Source organism: Aminobacter ciceronei (assembly GCF_014138625.1).
Taxonomy (GTDB): domain Bacteria; phylum Pseudomonadota; class Alphaproteobacteria; order Rhizobiales; family Rhizobiaceae; genus Aminobacter; species Aminobacter ciceronei.
The window spans coordinates 13,277-34,885 of record NZ_JACJHY010000047.1; the positions used below are offsets into that span (position 1 = coordinate 13,277).

Sequence of the window (21,609 nt, forward strand, 5' to 3'; positions counted from 1 at the left end):
AATGAGATGAGCTGCAATCAGCCGCCCGACTGCGGCACCAGCAGCGAGACGATGCGCTCGCTCTTGGGAACTTCGGTATGGCCCTCGGTGCGATAGGGAATGCCCAGCGCGTTCCAGGTCTCGACGAGTGCTGCCTTGAGTTCGGCGATCAGCGCGTCGCTGTGGAACGGCGTCGGCGTCACGCGCAGCCGCTCGGTGCCGCGTGGCACGGTCGGGTAGTTGATCGGCTGGATGTAGATGCCGTGGACGCCGAGCAGGCGGTCGCTGGCCATCTTACACAGCTCAGGATCGCCGACCAGGATCGGCACGATGTGCGTTGCCGACTCCATGACAGGCAGGCCGGCGTCCGCCAGTACCTGTTTGGTGTGCGTCGCCTGGCGCTGCTGGGCGTCGCGCTCGGCTTGCGAGGTCTTCAGGTGGCGGATCGACGCCGTCGCTGCTGCTGCGATCGATGGCGGCAGGGCGGTGGTGAAGATGAAGCCGGGTGCATAGGAGCGTACGGCGTCGATGACGCTGCGCGTGCCGGTGATGTAGCCGCCGAGCGTGCCGAAAGCCTTGGCCAGCGTGCCTTCGATGATGTCGATGCGGTGGGCGAGGCCCTCGCGCTCGGTGATGCCGCCGCCGCGGCCGCCATACATGCCAACCGCATGAACCTCGTCGATATAGGTCATGGCGTTGTATTTCTCGGCGAGGTCGGCGATCTCGGCGATGGGGGCGATGTCGCCGTCCATCGAATAGACGCTCTCGAACACGATCAGCTTGGCGCGCTCACGGCCGGCGGCCTGCAGCAGGCTTTCGAGATGGGCGACGTCGTTGTGGCGGAACACCTTCTTCTCGGCGCCCGAGCGGCGCACGCCCTCGATCATCGAGGCGTGGTTGAGCTCGTCGGACAGGATCAGGCAGTTCGGCAGAAGCCGGCCGATGGTCGAGATGGCAGCTTCATTGGAGACGAAGCCGGAGGTGAAGACGAGGCCGGCTTCCTTGCCGTGCAGGTCGGCGAGCTCATGCTCAAGCTCGACAAGCGGATGGTTGTTGCCGGAAATGTTGCGCGTGCCGCCGGCACCGGTGCCCATGTTGCCGGCCGCCTGCTGCATGGCAGCGACCACGTCGGGGTGCTGGCCCATGCCGAGATAGTCGTTCGAGCACCAGACGGTGATTTCCTCGGCTTTGCCGTTGGCACGCCAGATGGCGCGCGGAAACTTGCCGACGATGCGCTCGAGATCGGCAAACACGCGATAACGGCGCTCGGCGTGGACCTGGTCGATCGCTTCTTCGAGAAACCGCTGGTAGTTCATATGGACGTCCCAATTTTTCAACCATGAGCATAATCAACGGTCGGTTCGGCGTCCATCGACCGTTTCTGGTCAAAATGCCACGCCCTCGACGTCCCAAACGACCACGGAACGCCGAAAAGTCCCTTGATGTGGATCAAATTCCACTGCGACCGAATGGTCAACGTGATCTCGCCGCGAAAGTCCTATCTCGCATTTGCCGGTATTGTCGGGCTACACAGAGCGCGACGGATGCGATGCGGAGTGTTGTCATGGCGGTATTGGTAACGGGCGGTGCCGGCTACATCGGCAGCCACATGGTCTGGGAGCTGCTCGATGCGGGCGAGAAGGTCGTCGTGCTCGACCGGCTGTCGACAGGTTTTGACTGGGCGGTGGCGCCCGAGGCCACGCTGGTCAGGGGCGACGTCGCCGACAACGATCTCGTCGGTCAGTTGATCCGCGAGCATGGCGTCGACGCCATTGTCCATTTTGCAGGCTCCATCGTCGTGCCGGAATCGGTGTCCGATCCGCTCGGCTATTACGAGAACAACACCTGCAAGACGCGCAGCCTGATCGAGACGGCGGTGCGCGAAGGGGTGAAGCATTTCATCTTCTCCTCGACCGCTGCCGTTTATGGCGCCGCTGGCATGGAGCCGGTGGTCGAGGACGCCCGACTTGCGCCGGAATCGCCTTACGGCCTGTCCAAGCTGATGAGCGAATGGATGCTGCGCGATGCGTCGGCGGCCCACCCACTGACCTACACGGCGCTGCGCTATTTCAACGTCGCCGGCGCCGATCCCAAGGGTCGTACCGGCCAGTCGACCAAGGGTGCGACGCATCTGATCAAGGTCGCCTGCGAAACCGCACTCGGCAAGCGCGGCTCGATGCAGGTGTTCGGCGAAGACTATGCGACCCCTGACGGCACCTGCGTGCGCGACTACATCCATGTTTCCGACCTCGCCGCCGCGCACCGCCTGGCGCTCGCGCGCTTGCGCGCAGGTGGCGGCAACCTCGTCGCCAACTGTGGCTACGGCCACGGCTATTCGGTGCTCGAAGTGATCGACAGCGTGCGCCGCGTCCATGGCGCCGACTTCGCCGTCGAGATGGCTGTCCGCCGCCCGGGCGATGCGGCCTCTGTCGTTGCCAATTCGGATCTGGCGCGCGGCGAACTCGGCTGGGCGCCAAAGCATGACGATCTCGATGCGATCGTCGGCGACGCGCTGAACTGGGAACGGCTGCTCAGCCGCAAGAACTCTTCCGTTATATAAGCTGCAGGTGGTGGATATCCGCCGCCCCGTCTCGATAATTGCAGCGCCAGGCGTTATGGGTGGCAAAGGGGCCTGGCCCCGCACGGTGAAGGGTTCCCGCCAGAGCCTGGTGCATCGGCCAATCCTCGGCATCGCCGATGCGCAAGAAACAGTTGGAGCGTCCTTTCCGCGTGCCAGGGGCACTGCACGACGCTCTATGGGGTGGCAGCATGAAGATACTGGTTCTCGGCGCAGGTGTGGTCGGAACGGCAGCAGCCTATTACCTGGCGCGCGACGGCCATGAGGTCACCGTCGTCGAACGCCATCCGGCGGCGGCACGCGGCACGAGCTACTCCAATGCCGGCCTGGTTTCGCCGGGCGACGCCACCGCCTGGGCCTCGCCGGCGGCGCTGAAGACCTTCATCCGCTCGCTCTATACCTCCGATCTCGGCATCAAGGTCAGGCTCAGGCTCGACCCCTATTTTTATGCCTGGAGCCTGCGCTTCCTGCGCCAGTGCACGACGGCGCGGCTGCGCGCCAACAGCGAGGTCAAGCTCCGGCTCGCGCTCTATTCGCGCCAGTGCATCAACGAGATCTCCGACGAAGCCGGCATCGGCTATGACGACCGGCGCAAGGGCATCCTCTATTTCTTCCGCTCGCAGAAGAGCCTCGACGAAGGCAGCGAGAATTACCGCTTCCTCGCAAAACACGGCCTGCCGATCGAGATCGTCGACCGCAATCGCATGGTTGAGCTGGAGCCCGGCCTGGCGGCCGCCAAGGACGGTATTGCGGGCGGCGTCTATTCGCCTGTGGATCAGACCGGCGACTCCCGCATGTTCGTCGAAAAGCTCGCCGCTTATGCCAGGGAGCGGCTGGGTGTGACGTTCAAGTTCGACACCACTGTCGAGGGCTTGGTCGTCGAGGGCGATCGCGTCGCTGGGGTGAAGACGCAAGCCGGCGTGCTCACAGCGGATGCGGTGGTCATCGCCATGGGGCCTGAGAGTGGATTGCTCGGTCGCCGCCATGGCATCGACCTGCCCGTCTATCCGGTCAAAGGCTACACCGCGACAGTGCCGCTCGATGCTCCCGAAAAGGGACCGACGATGGGCGGCGCCGATGAGGACAACCTGATCGCCTATTCCAGGCTTGGCGATCGCCTGCGGCTGGCTGCGACCGCCGAGTTCGCCGGCTTCGATCGCAGCTACAAGCCGAGCGATTTCGCCCGCCTGTTCAAGGCCGGCCAGGAGCTTTTCCCGGGCGCCTTCAATCCGCGCAAGGCCGAGGTCTGGGCCGGTCTCCGGCCAATGATGCCGGGCTCGGTGCCAGTCATCGGCCCGGCCCGCTACAAGGGGCTTTATCTCGACACCGGCCACGGCCATGTCGGCTGGACCATGGCCTGCGGCTCCGGCAAGTTCCTTGCCGACCTCGTGGCCGGCCGCAAGCCCGACATCGATCCACAGGGGCTGGTCTACGGGGGCTGAGTCATGTCTGGACCGCAAGTCGCCATCGATCTCGGTCGCATCGAGCGCAACGCGCGGGCAGTCGTCGAGCGCGCGAGCCAATCCGGCATCAAGGTGTTCGGTGTCACCAAGGGCAGCTGCGGCATGCCGCAGGTGGCGCGCGCCATGCTGCGCGGCGGTGTGGCGGGGCTCGCCGAGTCGCGTTTCGAGAACATCCGCCGGTTGCGCGAAAGCGGCATCGGCTGCCCTGTAATGCTGTTGCGCAGCCCGCCGATTTCGCGCGTCGAGGAGGTGGTGCGCACTGTCGACATCAGCCTGCAGTCGGAGCTGGAGATCATCCGCGAGATCTCGCGCATCGCCCAGCGCATCGGCCGTGTCCACGACATCATGCTGATGGTCGACCTCGGCGACCTGCGCGAAGGCATCTGGCCAAACGACCTTCTGCCGACCGTCGAGCGCGTGCTCGAACTGCCCGGCGTGCGCATTGCAGGCCTGGGCACCAACCTGACCTGCTTTGGCGCCATCATGCCGACGGAGGAGAACCTCAGCCAGCTTGTCGCCTATGCCTACAAGGTCGAGCGCCTTGCCGGCGTCAGCCTCGACTGGGTGTCGGGCGGCAATTCGTCGTCGCTGCCGCTGCTTCTGGACAACAAGCTGCCGGCCGGCATCAACAACCTGCGCATCGGCGAGGCGATCCTGCAGGGCGGCTACGAGACCTTCCGGGAAGAGCCGTGGCGGGAGCTGGAGTTCAACGCCTTCAAGCTCACCGGCGACCTGATCGAGGTCAAGCTCAAGCCGTCGCTGCCGATCGGTGAATCCGGCTACGACGCCTTCGGCAACCAGCCGGTGTTCGTCGACGAGGGCGACAGGCTGCGCGGCATCGCCAATATCGGCCGCGAGGACACGATGATTGAGGGCCTTGTGCCGATCCATCGGGGCGTGCGGGTGCTGGGCGCGTCGAGCGACCATCTCGTGCTCGACATTACCGACGCCGAGCCGCCGCTGGTCGTCGGCGATCGCGTCAGCTTCCACATGAACTATGGCGCGCTGTTGACGGCGATGACTTCGGAATATGTCGAGAAGGCGCCGATGCACGACATCACCGACGTCACCGGCCGCCGCATGGTCTCGATCGTGGCCGACAGTGCTGCCGGGCCACTGCTGGCAAGACAGTCTGTTGGTACGCGGCTCGAACAGATGCAGTTCGACGTCATCGAGATCGCCGATGCCGAGCATCCGCCGGCCGGCCTCATCAGGTTGCACGCCGGTGCTGACAGGCATGTGGCGTCGAAGGCGCTGGCAACAGCCGCCGAGGCGACACATTCCCTGGGACTGATCTGGATCGATTCCATTGCCGCGCTGATGCCGGAGGGCGAGGAGGGTGTCGAGGCGCCGGAGCGCTCGGTGCTGGCGCGGCTGCTCGGCCTCGACCACAAGCCCGGCGCGCTGCAGCCGCAGCTGTCGCCCGAAAATGTCGTGCTCGTCGGGCTGCGCGAGGCCGATCCGGCGGAGGTGCGCATCCTCAAGGATTCGCGCGTCACCGCCTTCACCATGGCAGAGGTCGACGGCTCCGGCATGCGCGAGGTGATGCGCGAGGCAATCCGCATCGCCTCATCGGGAACCGTCGGTTTCCACGTCAGCTATTCCCCCACGGCCACCGAAATTCCCGGCTGGGCGAGTGGCTCCGGCGGCATGACCGTGCGCGAGACGCACCAGGCGATGGAGGCGATAGCGCTGTCCGGCGGCATGCTGTCGATGGACGTTTCGGGATTGGCCGCGGAGACGGAGCCGCGCGTCGCCACCGAAGCGGTCAACTTCGTCATGTCCGCCTTTGGCAAGAGGATCCTCTGATCAGCGTCGGCGCGCGCTCTGCTTGGTTTCGTAGATGTACTGAAAGGCGATGATCGCCGCTGCGATGACGAGATAAAAGACCGACACCACCAGCAACACCTCGATGGCCTTGTAGGTCTCGGAGATGATGACGGTCGAGGCCGCCGTCAGCTCGTCTATGGCGACGAGGCTGGCGAGCGAGCTGCCCTTGACCATCTGGATGGCATTGGAAAACAGCGACGGTGCCGCCAGCCTGTAGGCCTGCGGGATCATCACCTTCCAATAGGTCGCAAATGGCCTAAGGCCGAGCGCCTTGGCGGCGTCGAGCTGGCCTGGGGGAATGCTCTCGAAGCCGGAGCGCAGGAATTCGAGATTGTAGGCGGTCGAGGCGAAGATCAGGCCGATCAACGCCGACGGCACCGGCTCGAGATAGATGCCGAGGCGAGGCAGGCCATAATAGAGCGCAAACAGCAATGCCAGAACGGGAGCCGCGCGGGCAAAGAAACTGTAGCCGATGATGACGCGGTGAAACGCGCCCTTGGGCCGCTGCATGTAGATGGCCAGCGGCAGTGCAAGGATGTTGGAGACAACGATGACGACCACCGAGATGAACAGCGTCATCGCCAGCCCGTCGAACAGCATCTGCTGGTAGGTCGGGTCGAGCAGGATGTTCATCGCGCCACCGCTTGCTTGGGCTTGCGCTCGTTGAAGACGAGCAGCGGCGTGACGATGAGGATGTAGAGGCCGACGGCGAGCGTCAGGAAGGTAAAAGGTGCGTTGGTGGCGGCGATGCCCTGCTTGGTGACGTAGAGAATCTCGCTGACCGACACCGCCGAGGCGATCGACATGCGCTTGACCGTGCCGATGGCGTAGGTGATCCAGCCCTTGCGTGCCAATGGCAGGATCTGCGGGATCAGCACCCTAAGGAACACGACCCGCTTGGGCAGGCCGAGCGCGAGGCCCGCCTCATACTGGCCGAATGGCACGGCCTTCAACGCGCCCTTGAATACCTGATAGTCGAAGGCGATGCCGACGAGCGTGAAGGCGATGATCGTCGAGCCGATCGGGCCGAAGTCGATGCCGACCTGCGGCCCGCCGAAGAAGAACAGGAACAGCACCACGAGTTCCGGCACCGAGCGGAAGAAGGCGCTGAACGCCTCGATACCGTTCCGGAGCCAGGATTTTTCGCGGCCGTAGTGAACGAGGGACAACAACAGGCCGAAGACTGCCGACAGGCTGAAGACCACTGCCGACAGCCCGATGGTGAGGGCCGCCGCAACCAACAGCCGCGGCAGCCAGGCAAGTGCGATTTCCATGTCCCGCGCCCCTCGCGGCAGCCCTGCTTACTGAGCCTTCGACCAGTCGATGGAGGCGCCGAACCACTTGTCGGCCAGGCCCTGCAGGGTGCCGTCCTTGCGCCAGGTCTCGAACTGGGCGTCGATGGCGTCGGCCAGCGGCTTGTTCTTGTTGCTGACGGCAACGCTCTGGGTGATGGTCGACAACAGGTCGTCGAGGGTAACAGTGCCGGTCAGCTTGCCCGATTTGGCGAGGTATTTCGGACCGAGGAAGTCGTGGGCGGCAAAATCGATGCGGCGGTTCTCGAGGTCGAGGAACAGCTCGGTGGCGCCGGGATACTCACGGCTCTTGGTGACGCAATCGGCCGGAAGCTTCTCCTTGGCGACCTTCTGGAAGGCGCCGCCGCGCACCGCGCCCATTGTCTTGCCGCAGACATCCTTCCAGTTGGCGACGTCGGTGTCAGCCTCGCGGCGGGTGATGGCAGCACCGTTGACGATGTAGGGCGACAGCAGGAAGAAGTCCTTCGAAGCCAGGCGCTCCGGTGTGCGGGTCACGCCCGAGGCGATCAGGTCGAAGCGGCCTGCGGTGAGGCCCGGCAACAGCCCGGCGAAGTCGAGCTTCTCGAACTTGGCGGTCAGGCCGAGCTGCTTGGCGACGAGATTGACGACGTCGATGTCGAAGCCTTCAAGCTCGCCCGCAGCATTGGTCATGCTGAAGGGCGGGGCCGAGCCTGACGTGCCGACGGTGATGGTATCAGGTGCAACCAGGGCGGCCTTGTAGTCCTGTGCACTTGCTGCGCTCACGCCGAAAATCGCAATGAGGGCCAGCAGGGCTGTCCGCGCAATTCTCATGATCACTCCTTTGATGGGCTGCTTGAAAACAGAATGTTTGCATTATATCGCAAATTGCTAAAGCCACCAAGGACGGCGGCCAATTTGGATACAATAGTTTCTGGAGAATCTGTTTCTCAAGAACGGCCGTTCCGAAAGTTCGAGGTTTTGTGAAATGGAACTGCGCTTCAAGCTCAACTATCTGTATCAAGGGCAGAATTCGCCGTTTCTGCATGCAGCCGACGCCGGCTATTTCGGTGACCATGGCCTGTCCTGCAGCTTCGTCGAAGGCTTCAGCTCGTCGCTGGTGACGCGCACGCTGGTGAACGATGAGGCCGATATCGGATACGGCGATGTATCCTCTGTCTTCGAGCGGGCGCTGCGCACAGGCGAAACCGAGATCTCCTGTCTCGTGCCGATCTATGAGCACACGCCCTGCTGTCTCGGCTACGTCTCCGACGGCAAGCGGCTGACCCTCGCCGATATTCCCGGCAGCACTTTGTGCGGACCGAACGGCGACACCTCGGCGCGGCTTCTACCGCTGCTGCTCAAGCGCAACGGCTTTGCGCCCGACAGCTACACCTATCTCGGCGTCCAGCCGGAAGAGCGTGACCGGCTGGTGGCGTCTCGCGCGGTGCTGGCGGCGACCTGTTTCGATGCGACACTGAAATTTGCCATGCAGATGCGTGGCCACGACGCCAGCGGCCTCGACTTCCTCTATTTCGCCGACAACGGGCTCGACATCTATTCGGGCGCGCTGGTGGCGTTGAATTCGGTGCTGGACCGGGAACCGGGTCTCGCCGGCAAGCTGCAGGCGATCACGCGCCAGGCCTGGCATGATTGCCTCGTCAATCCGCAGCTCGGCGTCGATGCGGTGATCAGGCGTTCGCCCGGCATGGATCCCGATATCGTCCTGCAACAGCTGACCTGGATCCTTGAACGGCAGGTCTTCCCGGATGGCGCGCGGGCGATGAAGTTCGATCTCGGCGGCGCCAAGATGGCCAACACGTTGGAATGCGCCACCTACTCCGTCGGCGCCGAGGCCAAGCGCAGTGCAGACGGAATGGCGGCCGAGATCTGCCTGAATTAGCTGGTCTGGAAGTCTCCCGGCTGGGGCGGGGCGATGGGGCTGAACAGCGTCCGGTCGGGCTTGATGTCGATCAGCGGCGTGCCGTCGAGGCAATCCATGCCGCGCACCGAAAGCATGTTGCCCTCGATGCTGACCAGTTCGACGATCTGGGTGCCTATCGGATTGGGGCGAACGGGCGAGCGCAGCGAGAAGGTGCCGCGCGCGGCGCCGTCATTGGCCGGACTCTGGCGCACCAGGTCGCGCCGGGAGAGGTGAAGCCAGTAGAGCACTTCCAGGCGTGCGAATTGCGCGACGTCTTCGAGGGCCGCCACCCATGGCTCGAAAATCTCGATATGGCAGACAGGACCATCGGCGCGGCCCTGTCGCGGGGTCAAAAGGCGCGAGTCCCAGGGTGTTCGGATGCGGCCGATGAAATAGATCTCGGCATCGTAACCCGAGGGCAGTGCGACGGCACTTTCAGCGTCGCGGATTTCGTTTTCGCGGACCACGCTCAGTCGACCGCGACCATGACGTCGGAGGCCTTGATGACTGCATAGGCGTCCTTGCCGACGGCGAGCTTCAGGTCGTCGACCGCCTCATTGGTGATCGAGGCGGTGACGACGGCGCCGCCGATGTCGATGCGGACATGCGGTGTTGTCGTGCCTTTGATCACTTCGACGATCTTGCCCTTGATCTGGTTGCGGGCGCTGATCTTCATGGTGCGTTCCTTTCGTTGAGGGTTGGCGTGCAGACATGGCGTCCGGCTTGTTCGAGATAGGCCACTGCAACGCCGACGCCATAGAGAGCTCGCAGCAATTGCGGTGTCAGCACGTCGGCAGGCTTGCCGATGGCGACCAGTGCCCCCGACTGCATCAGCGCGACACGGCTGGCGCAGGCAAAGGCATGGCTGGGATCGTGGGTGGAAATGACCACCGCCATGCCTGAGCCGGCGAAGCTCGAAATGCGACTCAAGACGCGGGCCTGATTGCCGAAGTCGAGGCTGGCCGTCGGCTCGTCCATCACGATCAGTTCGGGCTCCTGGGCGAGTGCGCGGGCAATCAGCGTCATCTGCTTTTCGCCGCCCGAGATGTCGGTGAAGGGGCGGGTGGCGAGATGGCCGATGCCGAGGGCTGCCAGCGCTTCCTGCGTGATCGCCCGGTCGGCCCTGGTCGGTGAGGCGAAGGTGTCGATGCGGCTGGCGCGGCCCATCAAGACGACGTCAAACACCGAGAATGGGAAATAGGCGCCGGTGGCCTGCGGCACATAGGCGATGTGGCGGGCGAACTGTGCGCGCGAGAAGGTCGAAATGTCCTTGCCGTTCAATTCCAGATGTCCGCCCTGGCGCGGCAATAGGCCGAGCAGGGTCTTGAACAAAGTGGTCTTGCCGCAGCCATTGGGACCGAGCAGGCACAACACTTCCCCGCGGTCGACCGACAGCGTGACCCCTTGGCCGATTTTGACGCGGCCATAGCCGAATGCGAGATCGGTTGCCTGAAGCATCATTGCCAGCCTCGCCGGGTCGTCAGAAGCAGATAGAGGAAGAATGGCGCGCCGATGGCGGCGGCGAGGATGCCCAGCGGGACCTCGATCGCGGCGATGCTGCGGGCAAGCGTGTCGACGCCGACCATGTAGGCGGCGCCGATCAGCATCGAGGTCGGCAGCAGGCGCGAGAAATCGGGCCCGACGAACATGCGCGCGACATGCGGCACCAAAAGGCCGATCCAGCCGATGATGCCTGAAGTCGAGACGGCGGCGGCGGTCATCAGCGTGGCGGCGGCGACGATGACGATTCGAATCCAGCGTGTCTCGACACCAAGCGCGCGCGCCTCCTCGTCGTCGAGCGTCATCAGGTTCATGCGCCAGCGCAGCAGCACCATCGGTAGCAGCGCGACAAGGACGGCGGGCAGGATGGAGCCAAGGTCGGCGCGGTTGATGCTGGCGAGACTGCCGAGCAGCCAGAAGGTGATGGCGGGCAGCTGGTTGTAGGGATCGGCGAGCACCTTGAGCAGCGACACGCAGGCGCCCAGCAGCGCGCCGATGGCGACGCCGGCGAGCACCAGCACGAGGATCGGGTCGCGCTCGCGCACGATCGAGCCGATGGCATAGACGATTGCCACAGCTGCCAGCCCGCCGGCGAAGGCGAGGCCCTGGATGGCGAGTACTGACAGCGACAGGAAGATGCCCACGACCGCGCCGAAGCTGGCGCCGGCGGAGACGCCGAGGATGTCGGGTGAAACCAGCGGGTTGCGGAACAGGCCCTGATAGACCGCGCCCGCCGCCGCCAGCGAAGCGCCGACGAGGATGCCGGCGCAGACGCGCGGCAGGCGCACGTTCCAGATCACGGTCTCGATCGTCGGCGCAACGCCGCTTTCGCCGCCCGACAGCTTGGCCACAACCACCGCGAAGATGTCGCCTGGCATCACCGGATATTTGCCGGTCAGGATCGCTACGAGGATGACGGCGACGAGCAGACCCGCCAGCGCGCCGATGGCGATCGGCCCGGCGTGCTGGGCTTTTGGCTGCTGCTGCAAGTGCTTGGCTTCCGCTCGAAGCTCAGGGCTTCCGGCCGGTGTCGGCAAGCAGCTTGCCGAGTTGCTCGGTGGTGAGATCGACATGATAGAACAGCTTGTAGAAGTCGCGGGTCTCGGCCTTCAGATCGATCTCGGCCTTGCCGGGATAGAGTGCGGAGGTGAGCCACGATATGCCGATGGCGCGATTGACGCCGGGAGGCGCGTCGAACCAGCCGAAGGGCAGGGCCGGCGCACGGAACACGCGGCCGTCTTTCACCGCCTTGATGCCTGCCCATGACGGGTCCGACAGCACCGACTTCCGAAACATCGGGCTGAGCGTCAGGATGACGTCGGGGTTCCACGACAGGATCTGTTCGAGCGAGACATTTGCGAGCGAGCCCTTACCTGCGGCTTCGGCGACATTGGTCGCACCGACGGCGGACAGCACTTCCATGTTGATCGAGCCGGCGAGGCCGGTCTCCAGTCCGTCGGGACCGCGGCCGTAATAGACGCGCGGGCGCTGGTCGGCCGGCACCTCGGCGACGACCTTGTCGAGCCGCTGCATCGCAGCCTCGGTGTAGGCAGCGAGTTTCTCCGCCTGTTCCTTCTCACCCAGGAGTTCGCCGATCTCGCGCAGCGACTTCGGCGCGTTGGCGAAGCTGCCGTCGACCAGCACGTAAGGGATGCCGGTCTGCTCCTGTACCTTGTCGGCGAGCGAGGCATAGGTCGGGTTGACGGTACCGACATCGAGGATGATGTCGGGTTTCATCGCCAGCACGGCTTCCATGTTGGCGGTGTCGCCCTTGCCGGTCAGGCGGCCGTGGACGGGCAGGTCACGATAAGGCGCTGCGATGAAGTCCTTTTCGTCGTCCGTGAATTCACGCACCCAGCCGACCATGCGGTCGGGCGCGACCGAGTAGAGCAGCACCGAGGCGGGCGGACCGGCGGCCATGACGCGGGTGATCTTCTCGGGCAACGCCACCTTGCGACCGGCGGCGTCGGTGAAGACGCGCTGCTCGGCGGCAGCGAGCGAGGCTGAAGCGACCAGGGCGGTGGCGGCAGCCAGGAATGAAATCAAGAGGTTGCGGCGTCTCATGCTGTCGATCTCGGGTTGAACAATGGGTTTGGATATATACATGCCAATATAACGAGCGGCGCATTGTTATGTTTGACTGAATATAACGGTCAAGGGATTTGTGCGGCTGTGCCAGCCGATTTCAAGGCCTTCGCCTTGACCCATGGGCGACGGTCGGAAAGGCTGGGCGTAAAAGTTAGCGTCGCAACCCAACGGGTTCGGCGAGCCAAGGAGAGAAATCCATGTACACCCACGTCCTCATTGCCACTGACGGATCGGAGCTGGCGCAGAAGGGGCTCGACCATGGCTTGGGCCTGGCCAAGGGCATCGGTGCCAAGGTGACGGTCATGAACGTGACCGAGCCGGCGCCGATCTTCGCCTCTGCCGGCATGTATGGTCCGGTCGCGACGGCCGAAGACATCGTCTCCTACCAGAAATCGGGCGAGGAATATGGCGCCAAGGTGCTGACCGCCGCCAAGGCCCAGGCCGACAAGCTTGGCGTCAATGCCGATACGGTGCATGTCGAAGAGATGTGGGCGGCGGAGGCGATCAATCAGCTCGCCCAGGAAAAGGGCTGCGACCTGATCGTCATGGCCTCGCATGGCCGCCGCGGCCTGGGGCGGCTTATCCTCGGCAGCCAGACCGTCGACGTTTTGACCAACAGCAAGGTGCCGGTGCTGGTCGTCCGCTAGACATCTCGACAGAAACGACAAAGGCCTCCCTGACCGGTGTCGGGGAGGCCTTTCACTATTGGATGGCGCGGCTCAGACGATCTTGCCGCGTGCCGGTACCGGCCATAGCTCCGGTGCCTTGTCCTTGCCGTAGACATAGACGCCGTCGACCATGTTGGTGACGACGCAGGCGTGGTTGGGCACGATGCGGATGCGCTGGCCGACGGTGAGATTGATATCGCTCTGGCAACGCAGGTGGCCGTGCTCCTCGGAAAGTTGGTCGATCGAGATGTCGGGGCGCCCGAGCACATGGCCGTGGCCCACGAGGCCGAGCAGGTCCGAGGTCAGCGTCTTCGAGCCGGCGTCGATGATGGCGCGGTTGGAGGCGGGCACCGAGACGACGGTGGCGAGCACGGTGAGTGCGCAGTCGTCCCAGCTGGCGACGTCGCGGGCGACGAGCGAACGGTCGTTGTAGACATAGGTGCCGGGGCGGAATTCCGTGGCGATCGGCGCCAGATGCGCCTTCATCATGTCGGGCGTGCCCCCCGAGCTTATGGCGGGAACGGCAATGCCCCTGGCTTCGATCAGTGCCTTGGCCTCGGTCATGAAGGCCTGCACCTTGGCAGCACCGCCCACCGGCGGATAGGTCATCAGCCCGGCGAACCGCAGGCCGGGAGCCGCATGGATGCGGACGGCCAACGCGGCTGCCTCCTCAGTTGTGCCGACGCCGCAGCGGTCGGCACCTGTGTTGCACTCGACGAAGACATTGAGCGTAGCGCCGGCCGCCGCAAAGGCGGCTGAAAGCCCGTCGATCACGGTCATATTGTCGGCGACAACAGCAAGCTTGACCTTGCCGGCGAGCGCCACGAGCGCGTGCAGCTTGTCGTCGCCGAGGATGTTGTAGGTGATCAGCACGTCATTCAATCGGCGGCTGCCGGCGACCATGGCTTCTGCTTCCGACACCTTCTGGCAGGTGATGCCGACGGCGCCCGCGTCGAGCTGCATTTCGGCGATGGCAGGCAGCTTGTGTGTCTTGATATGCGGACGAACCTTAAGGCCATGGCTGTCGGCGTAGGTCTGGAAGCGTTCGATGTTCCGCTTCGCCACATCGATGTCCACCAACACGGCGGGGGTCTGGATCCTGTCGAACATGGCTTTTGCCTTCCAAATCGAATGGGCGCGCGCGGACCTTGCCTGTGCCGCGCTTGACAAACAATGCCGCGCGGCGCTTTATACGTCAATCCGATATTAAGGACATGTGTCCGAAATAACGGACATTAGATTAGAGAACTCTTTGGGAGGAACGGCGAGATGAAGATCGCACTTTCCGCGGCCGTCGCCGCGCTCGCGCTGATGGCGGCAATGCCTGCCGGCGCACAGGAAAAGCAGAGCAAGCTTGATGAGGTTCTGGCGCGTGGCCACCTGGTCTTGGGCACCGGCAGCACCAATGCGCCCTGGCACTTCAAGAGTGCCGACGACAAGCTGCAGGGCTTCGACGTCGACATGGGTCGCATCGTCGCCAAGGCGCTGTTCGGCGACCCGGACAAGATCGAATACGTCAACCAGTCGTCGGATGCCCGCATCCCCAACATCACCACCGACAAGGTCGACCTGACCTGCCAGTTCATGACGGTAACGGGCGAGCGCGCCCAGCAGATCGCCTTCACAATTCCCTACTACCGCGAAGGCGTCGGCCTGATGCTGAAGGGCGACAGCAAATATGCCGACTATGCCGCGCTCAAGGGCGCCGGCTCGGGCGTCACCATCTCGGTGCTGCAGAACGTCTATGCCGAGGCGATGGTGCATGCCGCGCTGCCGGAGGCCAAGGTCGACCAGTATGAGTCGGTCGACCTGATCTACCAGGCACTGGAATCGGGCCGCGCCGATGCAGTTGCCACCGACCAGTCTTCGCTGGCCTGGTACATGAAGCAGAACCCGGACCGCTACAAGGATGCCGGCTATGGCTGGAATCCGCAGACCTATGCCTGCGGCGTCAAGCGCGGCGACCAGGACTGGCTGAACTTCGTCAACACCGCGCTGCATGAGGCGATGACCGGCGTCGAGTTCGACTTCTACGCCAACTCCTACAAGACCTGGTTCGGCAAGGAGCTCGCTCCGCCGCAGATCGGCTTCCCGGTCGAGTACAAGTAAGCTCGCCAACAGTGGCGCGGCTCCTGGCACATGCGGCCGCGCCATCTCTTCTGACCGGAACCTGACGGCACCATGGGTTACACACTCAATTTCTCGGCGGTCTGGCGCAGTTTCGACCAGCTGCTCTGGGGTCTCGGGCTCAGCCTGACGCTCGCCTTCGTGGCGATCGCCATCGGCTGCGTGCTCGGGCTGATCACCGCCTTCGGCCTGTTGTCGAAGCAAGGCGCGTTGCGCCACCCCGCGCGCATATATGTCACCATCATCCGCAACACGCCGATCCTGGTGCTGGTGCTGTTCACCTTCTTCGCGCTGCCGCAGCTCGGCATCCGGCTCGGCAAGATCGAGAGCTTCGTCGCCACGTTGGCGCTCTATTCCGGCGCCTATCTCGCCGAAGTGTTTCGCGGTGGCCTGCTCGCCGTGCCCAACGGGCTCAAGGAGGCCGGTCTCGCCATCGGCTTGACCCAGGCGCAGATCCGCAACTCGATCGTGATGCCGCTGATGCTGCGCAACGTGCTGCCGTCGCTGTCGAGCACGCTGATCTCGCTGTTCAAGGACACCTCGCTGGCCGCCGCCATCGCGGTGCCGGAGCTGACCTTCGAGGCGCGCAAGATCAATGTCGAAACCTTCCGTGTCATCGAGACCTGGATCGTCGCCAGCTGCCTCTATGTCGCCACCTGCTCGGTGCTCGCAGCCCTGCTGCGCAGGCTCGAGCGGCGCATGTCCATTCCCCGGTGAGTGCCATGGAAACAGTGACATTCTTCGAAACTCTCTGGCTCGCCCGCATCCCGATCCTCAAGGGCATCGGCGTCACCGTCTCGATCTCGGTTCTGGCGATCCTTGTCGGCACCATATTGGGCATCGGCGTCGGCCTGGCGCTGACCTATGGCAACAAGCCGTTGCGCTGGCTCGTGCGCGGCTACACCGACTTCATCCGCGGCACGCCGGTTCTGGTGCTGGTGCTCGCGAGCTACTACGTGCTCGGCACTGTCGGCATCGACCTCGGCCCGTTCCAGGCCGGCGTGCTGGCGCTTGCCGTGTTCTGCTCGTCGCATGTCGGCGAGATCGTGCGTGGCGCGCTGCAGTCGATCCCCAAGGGCCAGACAGAGGCTGCCAAGGCGATCGGCCTGACCTTCCCCCAGACATTTGCCTATGTGCTTGGTCCGCAGGCGCTGCGCCAGGTGTTGCCCGCCTGGGTCAATACGGCCGCCGAGATGGTCAAGGCCTCGACGCTTCTGTCGATCATCGGCGTGGCCGAGCTTCTGCTCAGGACCCAGGAGCTGATCTCGCGCACCTTCATGAGCCTCGAGTTCTATTTCTTCGCAGGCTTCCTCTATTTCGTCGTCAACTACGGCATCGAGCGTTTCGGCCGCTACGTTGAACGCAAAACCTCGATCCCCTCGTGAGGCCGCAACCATGACCGGCAACCTTCTCGAAATCCGCGACCTGCACAAGCGCTACGGCGATGTCGAAGTCCTCAAGGGCGTCGACTGCACCATGGCCCAGGGCGACGTCATCTCCATCATCGGCTCGTCCGGCTCGGGCAAGACAACGATGCTCCGCTGCATCAACATGCTGGAGGAATTCCAGGGCGGCTCGATCCGCATCGACGGCGAAGAAATCGGCTACGAGACCGCAGGCGGCACGCGCCGCCGCAAGAAGGAAAAGGAAATCGCCCGCCAGCGTGCGATGACCGGAATGGCCTTCCAGCAGTTCAACCTGTTCCCGCATATGTCTGCGGCCGAAAACGTCATGCTCGGCCTGGTCAAGGTCAAGAAGATGTCCCGCGACGAGGCGCGCAGCGTCGCCGAAAAGTGGCTCGACCGTGTCGGCCTCGCCGAGCGCCGCGACCGTTTTCCCGGCCAGCTCTCCGGCGGCCAGCAGCAGCGCGTCGCGATCGCACGCGCCATTGCCATGAACCCCAAGCTGATGCTGTTCGACGAGGTCACCTCGGCGCTCGACCCCGAGCTGGTCAACGAGGTGCTGCAGGTCATCAAGGATCTCGCCCGCGACGGCATGAGCATGCTGCTCGTCACCCACGAGATGCGCTTTGCCTATGAGGTGTCGTCGCGCGTGATCTTCATGAACCAGGGCCGCATCGGCGAGGAAGGCAACCCGCGCGAGATGTTCTTGAAGCCGCAGACCGAGCGGCTGGCCGAGTTCCTCAAGACCTCAACCTTCAACTAGCATTCGGAGAATAGACATGACGATCAAGCGCTATGGCACCGGCCAGACCGGGGCGGGCAAGCAGGCACTGCCCTTCGCGCGCGCCGTCGAGGCCAATGGCTGGCTCTACGTTTCCGGCCAGGTCGCCATGGAGAATGGTGAGATCGTTGGCGGCGGCATCATCGCCGAGACGCGCAAGACGATGGAAAACGTCATCGCCATCCTGGAAGAAGCCGGTTATGGGCTGGAGCACATCGTGCGTGTCGGCGTATGGCTCGACGACCCCCGCGACTTCTGGTCGTTCAACGGCGTCTATGCCGAGTATTTCGGTGACCATCCGCCGGCGCGTGCTTGCGTACAGTCGAGTATGATGGTCGATTGCAAAGTCGAAATCGACTGCGTCGCCTACAAGGCGCCGTGATGACATGACATTTTGCCGGCGATCTGCCGGATGAGGCGGCATATGGACGACGTATCCGACGACATGACCAACAGGCGGGCGCGCGGTCTCGACCGCGCCTTCGAGATCATGAACTATCTGCGTCTCAAGCGCACGCCGCTGCGTCCCAACGAGATCGCCTCGGGCATCGGCGCGCCGCGTTCGTCCGTCTATGAGCTGGTCAATCTGCTGATGCGCCAGGGCGTGCTCGAGTATCGCGGCGAGGACGGCCGGGTCTTCCTCGGCCGCAAGCTCTATTTCCTCGGCATGGCCTATGCCGAGCAGTTCGACCTGATGCGCGAATGCGACAAGCTGTTGACGCACATCGCCGAGGAGACGCGCGAGACGGCGCAGATGTGTCTGCTCGAAGGCAACAAATACACCGTCGCCCAGATGAAAGAAGGGCTGCGCCCGTTCCGCATCTCGTCGAACGTCGGTGATCCCGTCTCCATCGCCTGGACGGCGTCGGGTCGGCTGCTGGTCGCCCATATGAGCGACGAGGAGATCCTCGACTTCATTCCGAAGGAGGATTTCCAGCTGCCCAACGGCCAGTGGCTCGACCCAGTGCAGTTCATCGCCGAGGTGCGCGAGGCAGCAAGAGTGGGCTACTACACCTTCAACAGCGCGGTGGAGAACTTCACCCACTGCTTCGCCGTGCCGGTCTACCAGGCCGACAACATCTGCATCGCCACGCTCTGCCTCGTCGCGCCGCGCGAGGACGGGCTCAAGAACCACGCCAGCTATCTCAAGACGCTGCTCGATGCCGCGGCCGACCTGTCGAACCGCCTCGGCCATGTTGCCGACGAGCACGCGCCGGGCGCAGCCCGCGCTGCCGGGCGGCGCTGAGCGGCGCAACACACACAATTCTGGATACCCTTCATGGCCGGACGCGCACTCCTGATCGGCGAATGCATGGTCGAACTTCGCCAGGCCGGGGACGGCCTGATGCGCAAGGGCTTTGCCGGCGACACCTTTAACACCGCCTATTACCTCAGGAGCTTGTTGCCCGAGGCATGGCCGGTCGACTATTTCAGCGCCGTCGGCACGGACACGATTTCCGACGAGATGCTCAATTTCATCGAGGGTACCGGTGTCGGCACCGGCTTCATCCGTCGCCTGCCGGAGCGTACGCCCGGCCTCTACATGATCCATCTCAAGGATGGCGAGCGCAGCTTCTCCTACTGGCGCTCGACCTCTGCTGCGCGGCTGCTCGCCGATGACGCTTCGGCATTGCGTGCGGCCATCGGCGCCTCGGAGACGATCTTCTTCTCCGGCATCACGTTGGCGATCCTGGCGCCCGAAGCGCTCGCAACGCTGCTTGCCGAAATTGGCCACGCCAAGATCGCCGGCAAGCTCGTCGCCTTCGATCCCAACATCCGCCCACGCCTGTGGGACGATGCCGACAGGATGCGGCGCGCAATATCCGATGGGGCCGCGGTCTCCAGCATGGTGATGCCGAGCTTCGAAGACGAGGCGACGCATTTCGGCGACGCCACGGTCGATGCGACGATCGCGCGCTACGTTGGGCTTGGCGTGAACAAACTCGTGGTCAAGGACGGTGCCGCTGGCATCACGCTGGATTTCGACGGCGAGCGAAGCTTCGTGCCGGCCAGCCGGACGAAACAAGTTGTCGACACGACTGGTGCCGGCGACAGCTTTAACGGTGCTTTCCTCGCCAACTATCTGCAGGCCGGCGACCACCTGAAGGCAGCAGCCTTCGCGGCCAATGTGGCGGCCGCCGTCATCGGCCACCACGGCGCGCTTGTCGGCCGGCCCGAACTGAGGATACCGGCCGCATGAACAGCCTGGATGGACGATCCTTGAAGGCGCTTCCGCTTATTGCGGATGCACCATCTTGGTCGGCTCCTCCAGCAGGCTGAACGGATGGCCGTCGCACGACACGTCGGGGTTGGTCGGGCTGAACATCCCGTTCGGATTGTCCTTGAACAGCCAGGCGTGCAGGTCGTAATGGGCGAATTCCTTGGGGATCAGGGGTTCGTGCCCTTCCATCGGTCCCTGGAACGGCTGGCCGAGCACGGTCGGCCGTTCCTTGACCGCGTCCATTGGAACCAGCCACTCGACCGCGACGAGGGTGAGCTTGCCGTCGGCACCCGGTTCGTAGACCAGCACGTTCGGCTTGGTGGGGTCGGGCGGGCCCTTCACCGTCAGATTGACGAAGTGTACGCCCATCGCGCCCTTCGGATACTCCATCCGCCCTTCGATCTTTTCGCCGGTGTAGTGAACGCAGCCCACCGTCGACAGATAGAGGTCGCGCACGGCGACGTAGGGATCCTTGTATTTTTCCAGTGCCTGGCGCGCGGCGTCGAGTTCGGCTTTGCTGGGTTCGGCGGCGCGGGCGTCGTTGATGGGCGCGGCCGCAGCCCATATCAGAGCCAGGGCGACGATGGCGCCACTGGCGAAACCGGCAGACCTCATGGCAGTTCCTCCGCTGATGCATCGTGCAATTGCACGGGGCTGGGAGTTTCGCGCTCTCCGGGAGCGCTGTAAATCAATCGAATGGGGGAGGGCACTAGTCAAATCAGTGGGCCGCCGCAGTCCGATGGCGCGTGCCTGGAGGTGATGGCAAGGCTTTGTGGCGGAATGGTTTTCCGCGGCAAGCTGCCTTTTCGTTATGCATATTGCCTGCAGTTTGATCGTCGGCCCTTGAAACTTGTGTAAAGAAATTTTACCATGGGTGAACTGGTGAATTTGTGAGTTTTTGCAACGAGGGATAGCGGCGTGAAAGAAGACCGTTTGTCAGCCGTGATGACTGCCGACGGCAAGAAGGCTGCCGCCGCGATCGCGGCGAAGGCGCAGCCATCGCCGCTTCACCAGGATCCTCATGCCATCCGTGACACGCCAGAGAAGGTGCTGGAGGTGGCGCTCGGCCACGAAGTCCGCTCCTTCCGCAAGAAGCTCGGCATCACCGTGGCCGACCTTGCGGCGATGACCAACATCTCGCTCGGCATGCTGTCCAAGATCGAAAACGGCATCACCTCGCCGTCGCTGACCACGCTGCAGGCGCTGTCGCGGGCGCTGGGCGTGCCGCTGACCGCCTTCTTCCGCCGCTTCGAAGAGGAGCGCAGCGCCGTCTTCGTCAAGTCCGGCGAGGGCGTCGACGTCGAGCGTCGCGGCACCCGCGCCGGGCACCAGTACAACCTGCTCGGCCATATCGGCTCCAACACCGCCGGTGTCGTGGTCGAACCTTATCTGATCACGCTTGCCGGGGATTCGGACGTGTTTCCGATGTTCCAGCATGAGGGCATGGAGTTCCTCTACATGCTGGAGGGCGAGGTCGTTTATCGCCACGGCAGCAACCTCTACCGCATGACGCCGGGCGACAGCCTGTTCTTCGACGCCGATGCCCCGCACGGTCCGGAAGAGCTGACCCAATTGCCGATCCGCTATCTCTCGATCATTTCCTATCCGCAAGGGTCGAGCGGCGACTGACCTCGGCTCGCAGCAGTCACGGAAACGAAAAAGGAGGCGATGACATCGCCTCCAGACTGCTGACAAACCCCTGGCGAGAGTTGGGGGTTTGTGATTCAGTGGGTGATGTTGAAGCGAGCCGGCCCTGAACAAACCGCACTTGAGATC

At 63.9% G+C, this 21,609-nt stretch carries 24 protein-coding genes; 13 read left to right on the forward strand and 11 right to left on the reverse strand.

Annotated features, from left to right (window positions below):
• Positions 1-17: 17 nt before the first annotated feature.
• Positions 18-1,295 (reverse strand): 5-aminolevulinate synthase, encoded by a 1,278-nt coding sequence (gene hemA, locus HNQ95_RS30260; protein ID WP_182575989.1) that lies wholly within the window; start codon positions 1,293-1,295, stop codon positions 18-20.
• Between the two features lie 248 nt (positions 1,296-1,543).
• On the opposite strand from hemA, the gene galE reads away from it, so the two are divergent.
• From galE to HNQ95_RS30275, 3 genes are all read left to right on the forward strand, one after another.
• The gene (gene galE, locus HNQ95_RS30265) at positions 1,544-2,539 is read left to right on the forward strand and encodes a UDP-glucose 4-epimerase GalE (protein WP_154387154.1); all 996 of its coding nucleotides are present in this window, start codon (positions 1,544-1,546) and stop codon (positions 2,537-2,539) included.
• A gap of 209 nt (positions 2,540-2,748) precedes the next feature.
• Positions 2,749-3,999: a D-amino acid dehydrogenase gene (locus tag HNQ95_RS30270; protein WP_154387153.1), complete on the forward strand. Its 1,251-nt coding sequence runs from the start codon at positions 2,749-2,751 to the stop codon at positions 3,997-3,999.
• 3 nt (positions 4,000-4,002) lie between these two features.
• The gene (locus tag HNQ95_RS30275) at positions 4,003-5,829 is read left to right on the forward strand and encodes an alanine racemase (RefSeq protein WP_154387152.1); all 1,827 of its coding nucleotides are present in this window, start codon (positions 4,003-4,005) and stop codon (positions 5,827-5,829) included.
• On the opposite strand, the gene HNQ95_RS30280 is transcribed toward HNQ95_RS30275, so the two are convergent.
• From HNQ95_RS30280 to HNQ95_RS30290, 3 genes are read right to left on the reverse strand one after another with little or no spacing between them, the layout of a single operon-like run.
• The gene (locus tag HNQ95_RS30280; RefSeq protein WP_154387151.1) at positions 5,830-6,483 is read right to left on the reverse strand and encodes an amino acid ABC transporter permease; all 654 of its coding nucleotides are present in this window, start codon (positions 6,481-6,483) and stop codon (positions 5,830-5,832) included.
• Positions 6,480-7,124 (reverse strand): ABC transporter permease subunit, encoded by a 645-nt coding sequence (locus tag HNQ95_RS30285; protein ID WP_154387150.1) that lies wholly within the window; start codon positions 7,122-7,124, stop codon positions 6,480-6,482. Before HNQ95_RS30285 ends, HNQ95_RS30280 begins: the two co-directional genes overlap by 4 nt.
• A gap of 27 nt (positions 7,125-7,151) precedes the next feature.
• Complete coding sequence (locus tag HNQ95_RS30290) at positions 7,152-7,955, reverse strand: substrate-binding periplasmic protein (protein ID WP_182575988.1); 804 nt, start codon at positions 7,953-7,955, stop codon at positions 7,152-7,154.
• A 154-nt stretch (positions 7,956-8,109) separates the two neighbouring features.
• Between HNQ95_RS30290 and HNQ95_RS30295 the strand changes: the two genes are divergently transcribed.
• Positions 8,110-9,024: an ABC transporter substrate-binding protein gene (locus HNQ95_RS30295; RefSeq protein ID WP_154387148.1), complete on the forward strand. Its 915-nt coding sequence runs from the start codon at positions 8,110-8,112 to the stop codon at positions 9,022-9,024.
• On the opposite strand, the gene tsaA is transcribed toward HNQ95_RS30295, so the two are convergent.
• Genes tsaA through HNQ95_RS30320 form a run of 5 tightly spaced genes read right to left on the reverse strand, consistent with a single transcriptional unit; the run spans position 9,021 to position 12,609 of the window.
• Positions 9,021-9,512, reverse strand: coding sequence for a tRNA (N6-threonylcarbamoyladenosine(37)-N6)-methyltransferase TrmO (gene tsaA, locus HNQ95_RS30300; RefSeq protein WP_182575987.1), 492 nt, complete (start codon positions 9,510-9,512; stop codon positions 9,021-9,023). The genes HNQ95_RS30295 and tsaA overlap by 4 nt on opposite strands.
• Before the next feature lie 2 nt (positions 9,513-9,514).
• Entirely contained in the window at positions 9,515-9,721 is a 207-nt protein-coding gene (locus tag HNQ95_RS30305) for a TOBE domain-containing protein (protein WP_154387146.1), read from the reverse strand.
• Positions 9,718-10,506 carry an ABC transporter ATP-binding protein gene (locus HNQ95_RS30310; protein WP_154387145.1) on the reverse strand — a complete coding sequence of 263 codons (789 nt, stop codon included), beginning with the start codon at positions 10,504-10,506 and terminating at the stop codon, positions 9,718-9,720. Before HNQ95_RS30310 ends, HNQ95_RS30305 begins: the two co-directional genes overlap by 4 nt.
• Complete coding sequence (locus HNQ95_RS30315; protein ID WP_154387144.1) at positions 10,503-11,534, reverse strand: FecCD family ABC transporter permease; 1,032 nt, start codon at positions 11,532-11,534, stop codon at positions 10,503-10,505. The genes HNQ95_RS30310 and HNQ95_RS30315 overlap by 4 nt, the downstream gene beginning before the upstream one ends.
• 22 nt (positions 11,535-11,556) lie before the next feature.
• Complete coding sequence (locus tag HNQ95_RS30320; protein WP_067967080.1) at positions 11,557-12,609, reverse strand: iron ABC transporter substrate-binding protein; 1,053 nt, start codon at positions 12,607-12,609, stop codon at positions 11,557-11,559.
• A gap of 221 nt (positions 12,610-12,830) precedes the next feature.
• Here HNQ95_RS30320 and HNQ95_RS30325 point away from each other — a divergent pair, with 221 nt between their 5' ends.
• The gene (locus HNQ95_RS30325; protein WP_067965367.1) at positions 12,831-13,280 is read left to right on the forward strand and encodes a universal stress protein; all 450 of its coding nucleotides are present in this window, start codon (positions 12,831-12,833) and stop codon (positions 13,278-13,280) included.
• A 72-nt stretch (positions 13,281-13,352) separates the two neighbouring features.
• On the opposite strand, the gene HNQ95_RS30330 is transcribed toward HNQ95_RS30325, so the two are convergent.
• On the reverse strand, positions 13,353-14,411 hold the full coding sequence (locus HNQ95_RS30330) for a D-TA family PLP-dependent enzyme (RefSeq protein WP_182575986.1): 1,059 nt from the start codon (positions 14,409-14,411) through the stop codon (positions 13,353-13,355).
• Positions 14,412-14,570: 159 nt separating this feature from the next.
• On the opposite strand from HNQ95_RS30330, the gene HNQ95_RS30335 reads away from it, so the two are divergent.
• The 7 genes from HNQ95_RS30335 (at position 14,571) to HNQ95_RS30365 (ending at position 19,812) form a co-directional block, all read left to right on the forward strand.
• A complete protein-coding gene (locus HNQ95_RS30335) occupies positions 14,571-15,410 on the forward strand; it encodes a transporter substrate-binding protein (protein ID WP_067965365.1) in 840 nt (279 codons plus the stop codon).
• Between the two features lie 72 nt (positions 15,411-15,482).
• Entirely contained in the window at positions 15,483-16,145 is a 663-nt protein-coding gene (locus HNQ95_RS30340) for an amino acid ABC transporter permease (RefSeq protein ID WP_182575985.1), read from the forward strand.
• 5 nt (positions 16,146-16,150) lie between these two features.
• On the forward strand, positions 16,151-16,813 hold the full coding sequence (locus HNQ95_RS30345) for an amino acid ABC transporter permease (RefSeq protein WP_067965361.1): 663 nt from the start codon (positions 16,151-16,153) through the stop codon (positions 16,811-16,813).
• Between the two features lie 10 nt (positions 16,814-16,823).
• Entirely contained in the window at positions 16,824-17,594 is a 771-nt protein-coding gene (locus HNQ95_RS30350; RefSeq protein WP_067965359.1) for an amino acid ABC transporter ATP-binding protein, read from the forward strand.
• 16 nt (positions 17,595-17,610) lie between these two features.
• Positions 17,611-17,994, forward strand: coding sequence for a RidA family protein (locus HNQ95_RS30355; protein WP_067965357.1), 384 nt, complete (start codon positions 17,611-17,613; stop codon positions 17,992-17,994).
• A gap of 42 nt (positions 17,995-18,036) precedes the next feature.
• Positions 18,037-18,858, forward strand: coding sequence for an IclR family transcriptional regulator (locus tag HNQ95_RS30360; protein ID WP_182575984.1), 822 nt, complete (start codon positions 18,037-18,039; stop codon positions 18,856-18,858).
• Between the two features lie 33 nt (positions 18,859-18,891).
• Positions 18,892-19,812, forward strand: coding sequence for a sugar kinase (locus HNQ95_RS30365; protein ID WP_182575983.1), 921 nt, complete (start codon positions 18,892-18,894; stop codon positions 19,810-19,812).
• A 36-nt stretch (positions 19,813-19,848) separates the two neighbouring features.
• On the opposite strand, the gene HNQ95_RS30370 is transcribed toward HNQ95_RS30365, so the two are convergent.
• Positions 19,849-20,448, reverse strand: coding sequence for a hypothetical protein (locus HNQ95_RS30370; RefSeq protein ID WP_182575982.1), 600 nt, complete (start codon positions 20,446-20,448; stop codon positions 19,849-19,851).
• Positions 20,449-20,778: 330 nt separating this feature from the next.
• Here HNQ95_RS30370 and HNQ95_RS30375 point away from each other — a divergent pair, with 330 nt between their 5' ends.
• The gene (locus HNQ95_RS30375; RefSeq protein ID WP_182575997.1) at positions 20,779-21,462 is read left to right on the forward strand and encodes a helix-turn-helix domain-containing protein; all 684 of its coding nucleotides are present in this window, start codon (positions 20,779-20,781) and stop codon (positions 21,460-21,462) included.
• Positions 21,463-21,609 lie beyond the last annotated feature (147 nt).

What these genes read in the sequence shown, in the direction of transcription:
- HNQ95_RS30330 (WP_182575986.1), bottom strand. Translation starts at nt 14,411, where the DNA reads ATGTTCGACAGGATCCAGACCCCCGCCGTGTTGGTGGACATCGATGTG.
- HNQ95_RS30270 (WP_154387153.1), top strand. Translation starts at nt 2,749, where the DNA reads ATGAAGATACTGGTTCTCGGCGCAGGTGTGGTCGGAACGGCAGCAGCC.
- HNQ95_RS30295 (WP_154387148.1), top strand. Translation starts at nt 8,110, where the DNA reads ATGGAACTGCGCTTCAAGCTCAACTATCTGTATCAAGGGCAGAATTCG.
- HNQ95_RS30350 (WP_067965359.1), top strand. Translation starts at nt 16,824, where the DNA reads ATGACCGGCAACCTTCTCGAAATCCGCGACCTGCACAAGCGCTACGGC.
- galE (WP_154387154.1), top strand. Translation starts at nt 1,544, where the DNA reads ATGGCGGTATTGGTAACGGGCGGTGCCGGCTACATCGGCAGCCACATG.
- HNQ95_RS30280 (WP_154387151.1), bottom strand. Translation starts at nt 6,483, where the DNA reads ATGAACATCCTGCTCGACCCGACCTACCAGCAGATGCTGTTCGACGGG.
- HNQ95_RS30275 (WP_154387152.1), top strand. Translation starts at nt 4,003, where the DNA reads ATGTCTGGACCGCAAGTCGCCATCGATCTCGGTCGCATCGAGCGCAAC.
- HNQ95_RS30370 (WP_182575982.1), bottom strand. Translation starts at nt 20,448, where the DNA reads ATGAGGTCTGCCGGTTTCGCCAGTGGCGCCATCGTCGCCCTGGCTCTG.
- HNQ95_RS30335 (WP_067965365.1), top strand. Translation starts at nt 14,571, where the DNA reads ATGAAGATCGCACTTTCCGCGGCCGTCGCCGCGCTCGCGCTGATGGCG.
- HNQ95_RS30285 (WP_154387150.1), bottom strand. Translation starts at nt 7,124, where the DNA reads ATGGAAATCGCACTTGCCTGGCTGCCGCGGCTGTTGGTTGCGGCGGCC.
- HNQ95_RS30345 (WP_067965361.1), top strand. Translation starts at nt 16,151, where the DNA reads ATGGAAACAGTGACATTCTTCGAAACTCTCTGGCTCGCCCGCATCCCG.
- HNQ95_RS30360 (WP_182575984.1), top strand. Translation starts at nt 18,037, where the DNA reads ATGGACGACGTATCCGACGACATGACCAACAGGCGGGCGCGCGGTCTC.
- HNQ95_RS30340 (WP_182575985.1), top strand. Translation starts at nt 15,483, where the DNA reads ATGGGTTACACACTCAATTTCTCGGCGGTCTGGCGCAGTTTCGACCAG.
- HNQ95_RS30320 (WP_067967080.1), bottom strand. Translation starts at nt 12,609, where the DNA reads ATGAGACGCCGCAACCTCTTGATTTCATTCCTGGCTGCCGCCACCGCC.
- HNQ95_RS30325 (WP_067965367.1), top strand. Translation starts at nt 12,831, where the DNA reads ATGTACACCCACGTCCTCATTGCCACTGACGGATCGGAGCTGGCGCAG.
- hemA (WP_182575989.1), bottom strand. Translation starts at nt 1,295, where the DNA reads ATGAACTACCAGCGGTTTCTCGAAGAAGCGATCGACCAGGTCCACGCC.
- HNQ95_RS30290 (WP_182575988.1), bottom strand. Translation starts at nt 7,955, where the DNA reads ATGAGAATTGCGCGGACAGCCCTGCTGGCCCTCATTGCGATTTTCGGC.
- HNQ95_RS30310 (WP_154387145.1), bottom strand. Translation starts at nt 10,506, where the DNA reads ATGATGCTTCAGGCAACCGATCTCGCATTCGGCTATGGCCGCGTCAAA.
- HNQ95_RS30365 (WP_182575983.1), top strand. Translation starts at nt 18,892, where the DNA reads ATGGCCGGACGCGCACTCCTGATCGGCGAATGCATGGTCGAACTTCGC.
- HNQ95_RS30355 (WP_067965357.1), top strand. Translation starts at nt 17,611, where the DNA reads ATGACGATCAAGCGCTATGGCACCGGCCAGACCGGGGCGGGCAAGCAG.
- HNQ95_RS30305 (WP_154387146.1), bottom strand. Translation starts at nt 9,721, where the DNA reads ATGAAGATCAGCGCCCGCAACCAGATCAAGGGCAAGATCGTCGAAGTG.
- HNQ95_RS30375 (WP_182575997.1), top strand. Translation starts at nt 20,779, where the DNA reads ATGACTGCCGACGGCAAGAAGGCTGCCGCCGCGATCGCGGCGAAGGCG.